An 11,661-nucleotide genomic window follows, 5' to 3' on the forward strand; every position below is an offset into this window, starting at 1 on the left:
AGCACAGTTCAGAGCAGCCCCTCTTGGGTATCCAAATGTTCCTGACGGTGATGCTCAGCAATTTCATCGGCTAACTGCTGTTTAGAGCGCTGCTCGCGAATACGCCGCTCGGTTAACCAGAAGAAAAACAACGGCACAAAGAACACTGCAAGGAAGGTTGCTGCCATCATGCCGCCCATAACCCCGGTACCCACGCTGTGCCGGGCTCCGGCACCGGCGCCGCTGCTAAACGCCAGTGGCACTACGCCGAGAATAAACGCCAGTGAGGTCATAATAATCGGCCTGAACCGCAACCGTGCCGCTTCCAGGGCCGCAGTACCGGTGCTCCAGCCCTGCTGCGTTTTCATCAGCGCATATTCCACTATTAAGATGGCGTTTTTTGCCGCTAAGCCAAGCAAGGTGACCAGGCCAATCTGAAAGTACACATCACTGGTTAAGCCGGCAATCCACACCGCCACCAGAGCGCCGAAAATACCAAACGGCATCGCCAGCAACACCGATAACGGCAGCGACCATTTCTCATACAAGGCAGCCAAAATCAGGAATACCATCACCACCGCCATACCCAACGCCAGCCCGGTGGTACCGCCACTGCGTTTTTCCTGGAAGGCACTGCCGGTCCAGTCGTAGCTGATGTCCGGTGGCAACATGGTATTGGCAATCCGCTCCACCTCAGCAATAGCCTGGCCCGAGCTGTAACCCGGCGCAGCATTACCCAGCAGTTTTACCGCCGGCAGGTTGTTGTAGCGTTCCATATTGTCCGGCCCCGAGCTGTACTGAATATTCGCCAGCGCTGACATCGGGATCATCTCACCGCTTTGGCTTTTAACATAAATATGCTTAATGTCTTCCGGCTTCATCCGAAACTCAGCATCCGCCGACATCAGCACCTGCCAGGCACGGCCATACTTATTAAAGTCGTTAACGTAGTAAGTACCCAAAGTACCGGCCAGGGTATTAAAGGCATCATTTACCGGCACGCCCAGCGCCTTGGCGCGTTCACGGTCCAGGTCTACTTTCAGCTGCGGCGTATTGGGCCGCCACAGCGTTTGCACTCCGGCCAGCACCGGGCTTTGTGCTGCCGCGCCCTGCATGATGCCCATGGCTTCGGCCAGTTTTTCTGCACCACCGTCACCACGGTTTTGCAGATAAAACTCAAAGCCGCCGGTATTACCCAAACCAAAAATAGGTGGCGGGTTAAACGCCAGTACCAGGGCTTCATTAATATTGGCGGTTTTCATAAACAGTTCGTTCACCAGATCACTGGCACTGATATCGCGCTCGCTCCAATCTTGCTGCGTAACAAAGATCGTCGCGGCACTGTTTTTATAGCCGCCGCCGATAAAGTCGAAACCAGCGAAGCTGATCACATCTTTGTTGGCAGGATTAGAACGAATAGCGGCGATCACCTCGTCGGTAACACGCTGGGTACGCTCCAGCGACGCGCCGTCCGGTAAAAAAATCGCTGCTATATAAAAGCCCTGATCTTCATCAGGTACCAATGAACCGGGCGTGGCCTGCCACAGCCCTGCAGTGATAAAAATCATGCCGCCTACCAGCAGCAGTGCCAGCAAGCCACGGCGTAAGAAAAACCCTACCGTCGCCACATATTTGCCGGTAATGCGCCGGAAAAAATCGTTAAACCAGAGGAAAAACTTCGCCGTTTGCTTGTGTTCATGGCGCAAAATGGCGACACACAATGCCGGTGTCATTACCAGCGCCACCACACCGGACAAACTGACGGCAATGGAGATCGTTACTGCAAACTGGCGGAATAACTCGCCGGTTAAACCGCCTAAAAATGCGATCGGCACAAACACCGCACACAGCACCATCACTATTGCCACTACCGGGCCGGACACTTCCTGCATCGCTTTAATGGCCGCATCGCGCGCCGACAAATGCTCTTCGTGCATAATGCGTTCAACGTTTTCCAGTACCACTATGGCATCGTCTACTACGATACCAATTGACAGCACCATACCAAATAACGTCAGGGTATTGATGGAATACCCCAGCATATACAAGCCGGCAAAGGTACCCAGTAAAGAGATAGGCACCGCCAGTATCGGAATTAAAGTAGCGCGCCAGTTCTGCAGGAATAAGTACACCACCAGGAACACCAGCAACATGGCTTCAACCAGGGTTTTTACCACTTCACTGATTGACACTTCAACAAAACGCGTGGTGTCATAAGGGGTGGCCTGCGCCAGGCCGCTGGGGAAACGTTCGGCTAATTCGGCCACGGTACGGTTAACTTCGGCCGCCACATCCAGCGCATTGGCACCGGGCTGCAGAAAAATACCCACCAGGGTAGATGACTGGCCATTGTACTGGCCGATAAAGTCGTAATCGCGCGAGCCCAGCTCAACCCGGGCAATGTCTTTGATCCGCAGCGTACTGCCGTCGGGGTTAGCGCGGATAATCACATTTTCAAACTCTTCCACGCTGGAAAAACGGCCCTGTGCCGTTACCGTATACACCATATCCTGGGCAGCAGCGGCCGTGGGCGTAGCGCCAATTTTACCGGCGGCAAACTGGGCGTTTTGCTCACTCAGCGCCGCAGCAATTTCCGGTACGGTAATTTTCAGTTGGCTCATTTGATCCGGCCGCAGCCAAATGCGCATGGCATAGTCTTTAGCACCGAAAATCTGCACATTGGTGGTGCCGGGAATGCGCTTTAGCCGGTCCAGCACGTTTAGGGTGACATAGTTTGAGGTCCATAAATCATCGCGGCTGCCATCAGGCGAATAAAACGCCTGTACCTGCAAAAAGCTGGATGAGCCCTTCTCTACCGTAATGCCCTGGCGGCGTACTTCTTCCGGCAAGCGCGCTTCTACCTTGCTAACGCGGTTATTCACGTTAACTGCGGCCTGATCTACATCGGTACCAATTTCAAAGGTAATAAAAATGGTGGTAACGCCGGAGCTGGTAGAGGTAGATGACATATACATCATGCCTTCCACCCCGGTAATGGCGTTTTCCAACGGTGCCGCCACTGTTTGCTCCAGCACTTCTGACGACGCGCCCGGGTACATTGCCATCACCTGTACCACCGGCGGCGCAATTTCAGGGTACTGCGCTACCGGCAGGCTGCGCATGGCAGCTAAACCAGCCAAACATATAAAAATACCTATCACAAAAGCAAAAATAGGCCTGTCGATAAAATAACGGGAGAACATATGCTTGATCCTTGCCTGTTAGCCTTTAGCCGCGGTATCTTGCGCCAGTTGCACCGGCATGCCCGGGAAGAAAATACGCGCCATACCTTCGGTGATCACCACATCACCGGCTTTAAGGCCGCTTTTAATGACCCAGCCATTGTCGCCGTTTAACTTCACCCATTCCCCCACTTCTACCGGTGCCGGCAGGGCGACTTTGCCACCCTGCTCACCGTCGGCCAGCACATAGACAAACTTACCGCTGCCACCGTCCAGTACGGCTTTTTGTGGCACCACTATGGCGTTATGCCGCACGGCACCTTCCAGTTGAATACGGACAAACTGGCCCGGACGCAGTAATAAATCGGGGTTGGCAATTTCTGCTTTCATCTCGCTGGTGCCGGTTTGGCTGTTAATGCGTACGTCAGAAAAATCGACCACGCCGGTTTGGTCATATACCTCACCGTTGGCCAGCAGCTTTACCTGCCACTGCTGCGGCAGGTCTACCGCACCATTTTTTGCTTCGCCACGCAGTTGCAGTTGGTCACGCTCTGCAACCGAAAAGCGCACATACATCGGGTTTAATTGCGTGACGTTAGTCAGCAGTAGCTCCGGCCCCGGCACCAAAGTGCCTTCAGATACCAGTTCTCGGCTAACCACACCGGCGATAGGCGAGCGCACTTCGGTGTAATTCAGCTGTAACTGCGCCTGCTGCAAAATAGCTTCCGCGGTTTTCACATCTGCTTTGGCTACATCAACGGCAGATAAGGCATCATCATAATTTTGCTGTGATACCGCGCCGTCTTTACTCAGTTGCTCCAGGCGTTTTAACGTGCGTCCGGCTTGGGCCTGACGCGCCTGCGCTGCGGCCAATTCTGCTTTATTGCGGTTAACCGCAGCCTGATACGGCGCCGCATCCAGGCTAAACAAGCTTTGCTCTGCTGTTACCGTGGCGCCTTCGTTAAAGTTACGCTGTTCTAAAATGCCGGATACCCGGGCGCGAATTTCTACCTCGCGTGAGCCGGCCAGTAATGCCGGTGATTCAATTAACAAAGGTACGCTTTGCGGGGTAACCGTCAGCACATTTACGGTGGCCGGTGGCATGCCAGCCATGCCGGGATCGGCTGCAGCAGAGGGCTCAGAACAACCGGCTAACCCGGCTAACGAAAACAGCACAGCGCCGGCTAAAACCGTACGCGAACAGAATGACTTGCTTGTCATAAAAGCACCTTTGAGCTGGCCGGTGTCCGTACCGGGCAATAAGACAGGCGCCGGCAGGTTCACAGGGTATTGTTATGCAATAAACAGCGGTAATAAGAATGGATCGCAGTAAAATAACATATTTTTTACCGATCGGAATGGAATAAATATGAAGAATTGTAAAAAAATGTGCCCGCCGCATCCGGGTCGCAAGCTGTTGTTTGTTAGCACTAACTCTATTGCAGCGGTAAAAAAATGCCGGCGCAGGCCGGCATTTTGCAGTACAGATTACGGCTGGCCGTGGCCGTTTTCGCCATCCACCTCTATCGGCAGCGGCGGCAACATATCTTCCCTGCTGATGCCGAGAATTTCGGCAATGGCGCTGGCGACATAAATTGACGAGTACGTGCCCACCGCAATGCCGAACAACAGCGCGGTAGCAAAACCATGGATCAGCGCCCCGCCCAGATAAAACAGCACTACCAGCACCAAAATGGTGGTTAACGAGGTAATAACGGTGCGGTTAAGTGTGGAGGTAATGGCCGTATTGATCACCTCCGCCGTGCTGCCGTCACGCAATTTGCGAAAGGTTTCACGAATGCGGTCAAACACCACTATAGTATCGTTAATCGAGTAACCTATCAGCGCCAAAATGGCCGCCAGCACGGTTAAGTCAAACTCCAACTGCAGTACAGAGAACAGCCCCAGCGTCAGGATCACGTCATGTGCCAGCGCCGCAACGGCACCTACCGATAAGCGCCATTCAAAACGCATCGCCACATACAGCAAAATACCGACCAGCGCGGCTAACATGGCCAGGCCGCCGTCTTGCTTTAACTCTTCGCCTACGCTGGGGCCGACAAACTCCACCCGACGCATGGTTACTGGTTCTGCTTGTTGTGCATTCAGCGCCTGCAATACCGTATCACCTACCACCGCTTGGGCAATATCGGGCCGCAGCGGTATACGGATCAGCACATCGCGACTGGTGCCAAACAGCTGCACTACCGCATCACCATAGCCGGCACCATCCAGCGTTTGCCGCACGGCAACGAGATCCGCCGGTTGGGCAAAACCGGCTTCAATGACGGTACCGCCGGTAAAATCCAACCCCCAGTTAATACCGTTCAGGGCAAAAGAGCCCAGCGAGCCAACTAACAGCAGCATGGATAACAGCACCGCCGGCCATTTCAGCCGCATAAAATTCAGTGGCCGGGTAAAGCTAAATACCTGCATACAACGCTCCTTATACCGGCAGTGACTGCAAACGGCGGCCACCCCAAATTAAGTTAACCAACAGCCGTGTGCCGACTACCGCAGTAAAAATCGACGTTAAAATGCCGATTGCCAGGGTAACCGCAAAACCTTTTACCGGCCCGCTGCCAATACCAAACAGCACCAACGCCACTAATAAGGTGGTTATGTTGGAATCGGCAATAGTGGCAAAGGCACGGTCGTAGCCCAAATGGATGGCTTGCTGCACCGACTTACCCTCCGCCAGCTCCTCGCGGATCCGCTCAAAAATAAGCACATTGGCATCTACTGCCATGCCCACCGTTAATACAATGCCGGCCATGCCGGGTAAGGTTAAGGTGGCCCCAGGGATCAACGACAACAGCCCGATGATCAACACCAGATTGGCCAGCAGTGCCACATTGGCCACCATGCCAAAGGCCTTGTAATACACCGCCATAAATACCAGCACCGCCGCCATACCCCAGCCGATAGCGGTAAGGCCCAGGCTGATATTTTCCTGGCCCAGGCTGGGCCCTATGGTGCGCTCTTCAATAATTTGCACCGGTGCTATCAGCGCCCCGGCGCGTAATAACGTGGCCAGGTTTTGTGCTTCAGCCGATGTGTTAATGCCGGTGATGGAAAAATCGCGGCCTAACCGCATGGTGATGGTAGCGTCATTAATCACTTCCTGCTGTTTCAACAGTACGCGGTTGCCATCAGCCGCTATCTCAGTGCCGGGTTTGTACTCAGTAAACACCGACGCCATACGCCGGCCCACAGCATCTTTACTGGCCGCGGACAGCATAGCGCCGCCTTTGGCATCCAGCTTAATCAGCACCTGCGGCCGACTGTATTCGTCATAACCCGAACTGGCACCGGTAATATGATCGCCGGTCAGCATAATGCGTTTTTCCAGCAATACCGGCCGGCCATCGCGGCTGTAAAACAGCGACGATCCCACCGGAGCTCTGCCGGCTATAGCAGCACCGATATCACCTTCGGTATCCACCAGACGAAATTCCAGCGAGGCGGTGGCGCCGAGAATTTCTTTTGCCTGCGCCGTATCCTGTACACCAGGTAGCTGCACTACTATGCGGTCTGCGCCCTGGCGCTGCACTAAGGGTTCGGCTACGCCAATTTCATTGACGCGGTTGCGGATAATGGTAATGTTTTGCTCCAGCGCGTAGTCACGGATCTCTTTAATGCGCAGCTCACTGATCCCAACCTGTAAGCTCGTCTCGTCGGCGCTGAGGCTGAATACCAGCTCGCGGTCGCGCTGTTTCAGCAGTGCTTCGGCTTTGGTTACATCCTCTGCCGAGCGCAGCAACAACTGCACCTGGCCTGCGACCGGGTCGGCCTGAATACTGCGATAACGGATATTGTTTTCACGCAAATCGGCGCGAAAGCTTTGCTGCATATCGGTAAGGTTTTTCTCCAGCGCCGCGTTAATATCTACCGCCAGTAAAAAATGCACGCCACCGCGTAAGTCCAGCCCCAGTTTCATCGGGCTGGCGCCGATAGCGGCAAGCCAGTGCGGGGTGGCCGGAGCCAGGTTCAGCGCCGTTATATAATTGGCTCCCAGCTCTCTATTGGCAATTTCACGCGCCTGCAGCTGCGCTTCGGTACTGTTAAAGCGCGCCAGCAACTGGCCGTTGCTAAGCTCAAGCGATTTTACCGTTATGCCCTGTGCAGTGAAACTGTGCTGCAGTTGCTGCCGTGTTTGCTCTGTTACCACGCCGCCGCGGCTGGCGCTGATATGTAAGGCCGGGTCTTCCGGGTATAAGTTTGGCAAGGCGTACAGCAGCGCCAGTAATAGTAAGCCCGGCACCAGGATATAGCGCCAAAGCGGGTTTTTGTTCAACATGGTTGTTCCTTCACATAGACTTAGCCGGTACAGCTTTGCCATACCGGATAAGCAAAAACACAGGCAGCTATGCTGCCGCGGGTTTTGGGTTTAACGTGAAGAAAACAGCGGTGGCGCCCGTGCTTGCGGACTGGTAAGAACTTGGCTGTTAACCGGCGTTACCGGGCTAACAGTTACTATGGAAGTGCCATAGTGCGCCACATTAAGCGCTGCCGGTAGCAACGCGGCCGGTGGGGCATCATCCGCATCCGGCGTGACACTCAAAAGTGCTTGCGGCAACGCCGGCGATATAGCATACAGCTGGCTGTCGGCCAATGGTGATAAGCGCACATCGTGCACGGCAAAGGCTTGCGGCGTACACAATAAACTCAGATAAAACAGTATGGCGACACTACTCAGCCAGCGCATAACACCTCATTGCCACTATCAGCTGCGATCTGCAAGGCAGTACAGCGTTCAGGCATAATGGGCACTATTGTGTTACAGCACAAGCCCCGGCGACAGAAAATTTGTCGCCGGGGTCCGGTTTACGCGTCAAAGCCGGTTTGACAGTAAAGCAGGTTGGATATGTTAGTTAAGCTGCCGCTTGTCTGGCTTGTTGCTCCAGCTCAGCTTTTAATGCCGGCTCCAGCTTTAATTGCCGTGCCAGTTCGGTTAAGTAGCTGCGTTCCATAAAGTTTTCTTCGTCTACCACCAATACGCTGGCCAGATACATTTCCGCCGCCATTTCGTGAGTCGTAGCGCTTTGGGCAATTTCTGCCGGATCCAGCGGTTTTTTCAGTTCGTTATCAAACCAGCGCTGCAGCTCGCCGTCGCTGGTTAGCCGGGCTATTTCGTTATCAATCAGTTCACGCTCACGCTCATCAATATGGCCATCGGCTTTTGCCGCAGCAATAATAGCGCGAAAAATAGCATGGCTGTGCTGTTCGGCCTGCGGCGCCGGCAAGCGATCTATAGTTTGCGGCTGGGCCTGAGACACAGCACTGCCCTGCTGTTGCTGCCAGTTACTGTAGGCCTTATACGCCACCACGCCCAGCGCGGCCAAACCACCGTAGGTGAGGATCTTGCCACCCATTTTGCGGCCCTTTTTACTGCCCAGCAGCAAGCCCAAAGCGCCGCCACCCAGCGCAGCGCCGGCTTTACCGGATAACAAGCCGCCCAAACCACCGCTGCTTAGCCCACTGTTGCCGGTACCCGACAGTAACTGCGAACCCTGTTGCAATAACTGATCCAGCAATCCTTTTGTATTCATCATCTTGCCTCTTAATATTTATATCCATTGCTCAGACTCTGTTCACTACAAAAAATTCCATCAAAACGCTCTGTCACCCTGCACCCTGTCATCTTAATGTCATCTGCCATTAACAAAATAGGTGCCTCAAAACTATAAGGAAAATCAGAGAATGTTGTTATATCGAACGATAGCCATTGCGGTAGCGTTGGCGTTAACGGGTTGTGGTGGTTCTGGCGGTAGCACTGACAACAACCCTGACACCAGTACCCCGCCTACTCCGCAACCAACAAGTTATACCTTGTCAGGTGCGGCAGTTAAAGGCCCGTGGCAGAATGCCATTGTTCGGTTATATGAACTCAACAGCACTGCCGCAGATTTAAAAGGCACAGCAGTGGCCAGTGGCCGCTCCGGTGCAGATGCACGCTTTCAGGGCCTCACTGTTACCGGTTTACAGGCCGATTATTACTTACTGCAAGCAACAACTGACGCCCAAACTACTGAACTGGCCATCGGTGGTGTACCGTATACCAACGTATTGAGCACTATCGTAAGCCGTGCTCAACTGGAAGCTAACAGCGCTGTTTACATTACGCCGCTGTCAACGTTACTAACACAGCTGGTGTCATTACGCCTGGCAGATAACGCTGATGCCGCAGTGTCGGCACTACTGGCTGACGCCACAGACAACATTTTATCTACCGTTGGTTTTAACCTTACCGCCGCAGACGATCTGCTAAGCGCATCACCGTTGGTTATCGGCAATGCGACATTACAAAGCGACTTTCGTTTCCGGCAAGCCAACGAAACGGTAGCAGTAATGCTGTTTCATCAGATCAAAGACACAGATGTCAGCTTCACAGCTGCCCTGAATGCCTTAGCACAAGACATTTCCGATGCCGAATTAGACGGCCGGCAGCATGGCGAAGCGCTGAGTATTCTTAGTCAACTGCCAAATTACACCACCTTTTGGCAAACAGCGGCTATGCGTCATTTAACGATTCCGGGCTCTGCTACATTATCTGCCGACAACAAAGACCTTACTCTGCAGCAATTGCCAGTGCTGCTGCAAGCTGAAGCTACACAACTTAACAGCCCGATTGAAACCAGCGCGCTAAACGCAGTTGCAACGCAATTGGCCATTCGCTCTTTTGGCGCCGATCTAGATAATGATGGCTATCCGGACAGTGTGGATCCAGACATTGATGGCGATGGTTACAACAATGAATCGGATGCCTTCCCGCGTGACGCCGCTGAGTGGCTGGATACCGACAGTGATGGCATTGGCAATAACACTGATCCGGATGATGACAACGATGGCTACCCGGATACTGAAGATGCATTTCCGTTAGATACCACAGAATGGCTGGATACCGATGGCGATGGCATTGGTAATAATGCTGATCCGGATGATGATGGTGACGGCGTAGCCGACGTTGACGATTCGTTCCCATTGGACCCTGCAGAATCATCAGATTACGACAGTGACGGCATTGGCAATAATGCTGATACCGACCGCGATAATGACGGCATCGCAGATACTGAAGATGACAATTTACAGTCTGTTATCTATCGCGACCAGGTTATCAATCTGGACCAGGCTTATCTGCAAAGCATCGCCCCTGCCGGTGTCACCATTACCGAAGATAGCGAGCGTATTATTATCCGTGGCGGCGAAGTGCATTTACCGCCCACAGCAGAAAATGCCTGGTATCTACTGGCGAAAACCTTACAGGTTGGTCTGGATAACAGCGCCAACGCTACACTGCGCGTAAGCCCGGGCAGTACTGTCGCCATACAAAATCCGGCAGATACGCTGCTCATCAGCCGCGGCTCTCAATTAATCGCCGCCGGCTATCACCACAGCCCTGTTACCTTTACTTCAGATGAAGACGTCAATAGCCTGACAACCACCGCAGCACAGTGGGGTGGCATTTTAGTGCTGGGCAAAGCATCTACCAATTTATGCGGGCCGGATACGGCTTGCGATCTGCAGGCCCCTATCGGCATTTCCGGTATCTACTATAGCGGCGCTGAACAAAATGACAATTCAGGCCAGCTGCAATATGTACGAATTAAATATGCCGGTGGTGAAGATGCTTTTCTTAGTGCAACGCATGCAGGGCTTGGTTTATTTGGTGTAGGTGCAGGTACCTCGCTCAAGCATATTCATGTCGATGCAGTAGCAGGCGACGGTATCGCCATATATGGCGGCACGGCGCGTTTAAGCCATATTATTGTTACCAATGCGATAGACGATAGCGTGGACTGGCAACATGGCTACAGCGGTAAAATGCAATATGTGCTGCTGCGCCATGCGGAAGATCACTCTGCCGCCAACCGCGCTATTGAAGCGGACAACTATCAAACTGACCCGGCAGCAACACCTATCTCCAGGCCCACCATCGCCAACCTGACGATCATCGGCAATAACTATGATGGGGATGATGATGCCGAGGGCATATTACTGCGATATGGCAGCCAGGCGTACTTCACCAACGTCATTGTCACCGGCACCTCCGGGATGGGCGAATGCCTGGAAATAGACGACAGCAGCATTGCCGCGGCCAATGCCGGTTTAACCAGCATTAGCCACAGTGTGATGGCCTGTGAAAATAGCGAAAACTTTAAATCGGTGACCGGTTTTGATACTGAACAGTGGTTCCTGTCACAACCGGGTAATGCCGTTATGTCCGGCCGAGATATGGTGCTGGACAACATCTACAGTATAACTGACACGGTACCCTATAATTTAGCGGCTGATGATAACTTTTTTAGCAGCACTGACTTTATCGGCGCCGTAAGCGCAGACGATGACTGGACTGCAATCTGGTCACTGCTAACGCAGTAAATCAGGCCTCCGATATAAAAAAGCAACGCTCCCAGCGTTGCTTTTGTTTTTGCAACACCATGTTACAAACAGATATTTTGCCATCAGCACGCTCTGTGCTTTACTTGTTGTCGATTCA

The 11,661-nt window shown here is 53.2% G+C and carries 7 protein-coding genes; 1 reads left to right on the top strand and 6 read right to left on the bottom strand.

The window, feature by feature from the left end:
• Positions 1–8: 8 nt before the first annotated feature.
• The 6 genes from Q8O77_RS02870 to Q8O77_RS02895 all read right to left on the bottom strand — a co-directional run bounded on the left by Q8O77_RS02870 (position 9) and on the right by Q8O77_RS02895 (position 8,716).
• The gene (locus tag Q8O77_RS02870) at positions 9–3,182 is read right to left on the bottom strand and encodes an efflux RND transporter permease subunit (RefSeq protein ID WP_305551361.1); all 3,174 of its coding nucleotides are present in this window, start codon (positions 3,180–3,182) and stop codon (positions 9–11) included.
• Between the two features lie 18 nt (positions 3,183–3,200).
• Positions 3,201–4,382 (bottom strand): efflux RND transporter periplasmic adaptor subunit, encoded by a 1,182-nt coding sequence (locus Q8O77_RS02875; RefSeq protein ID WP_305551362.1) that lies wholly within the window; start codon positions 4,380–4,382, stop codon positions 3,201–3,203.
• A 267-nt stretch (positions 4,383–4,649) separates the two neighbouring features.
• Positions 4,650–5,597: a protein translocase subunit SecF gene (secF, locus tag Q8O77_RS02880; RefSeq protein WP_305551363.1), complete on the bottom strand. Its 948-nt coding sequence runs from the start codon at positions 5,595–5,597 to the stop codon at positions 4,650–4,652.
• Between the two features lie 10 nt (positions 5,598–5,607).
• Positions 5,608–7,461 (bottom strand): protein translocase subunit SecD, encoded by a 1,854-nt coding sequence (secD, locus tag Q8O77_RS02885; RefSeq protein ID WP_305551364.1) that lies wholly within the window; start codon positions 7,459–7,461, stop codon positions 5,608–5,610.
• A 90-nt stretch (positions 7,462–7,551) separates the two neighbouring features.
• Positions 7,552–7,869 carry a hypothetical protein gene (locus Q8O77_RS02890; protein ID WP_305551365.1) on the bottom strand — a complete coding sequence of 106 codons (318 nt, stop codon included), beginning with the start codon at positions 7,867–7,869 and terminating at the stop codon, positions 7,552–7,554.
• A gap of 166 nt (positions 7,870–8,035) precedes the next feature.
• Positions 8,036–8,716 carry a tellurite resistance TerB family protein gene (locus Q8O77_RS02895; RefSeq protein ID WP_305551366.1) on the bottom strand — a complete coding sequence of 227 codons (681 nt, stop codon included), beginning with the start codon at positions 8,714–8,716 and terminating at the stop codon, positions 8,036–8,038.
• Between the two features lie 148 nt (positions 8,717–8,864).
• On the opposite strand from Q8O77_RS02895, the gene Q8O77_RS02900 reads away from it, so the two are divergent.
• Positions 8,865–11,543 (top strand): hypothetical protein, encoded by a 2,679-nt coding sequence (locus tag Q8O77_RS02900; RefSeq protein WP_305551367.1) that lies wholly within the window; start codon positions 8,865–8,867, stop codon positions 11,541–11,543.
• Positions 11,544–11,661: the final 118 nt, after the last annotated feature.

This window comes from Rheinheimera sp. (assembly GCF_030690345.1).
GTDB lineage: Bacteria > Pseudomonadota > Gammaproteobacteria > Enterobacterales > Alteromonadaceae > Alishewanella.

Excerpts from the sequence above, each read along its gene's own strand:
- Q8O77_RS02875 (WP_305551362.1), bottom strand. The coding sequence starts at position 4,382 with ATGACAAGCAAGTCATTCTGTTCGCGTACGGTTTTAGCCGGCGCTGTG.
- Q8O77_RS02870 (WP_305551361.1), bottom strand. The coding sequence starts at position 3,182 with ATGTTCTCCCGTTATTTTATCGACAGGCCTATTTTTGCTTTTGTGATA.
- secF (WP_305551363.1), bottom strand. The coding sequence starts at position 5,597 with ATGCAGGTATTTAGCTTTACCCGGCCACTGAATTTTATGCGGCTGAAA.
- Q8O77_RS02895 (WP_305551366.1), bottom strand. The coding sequence starts at position 8,716 with ATGATGAATACAAAAGGATTGCTGGATCAGTTATTGCAACAGGGTTCG.
- Q8O77_RS02890 (WP_305551365.1), bottom strand. The coding sequence starts at position 7,869 with ATGCGCTGGCTGAGTAGTGTCGCCATACTGTTTTATCTGAGTTTATTG.
- secD (WP_305551364.1), bottom strand. The coding sequence starts at position 7,461 with ATGTTGAACAAAAACCCGCTTTGGCGCTATATCCTGGTGCCGGGCTTA.
- Q8O77_RS02900 (WP_305551367.1), top strand. The coding sequence starts at position 8,865 with ATGTTGTTATATCGAACGATAGCCATTGCGGTAGCGTTGGCGTTAACG.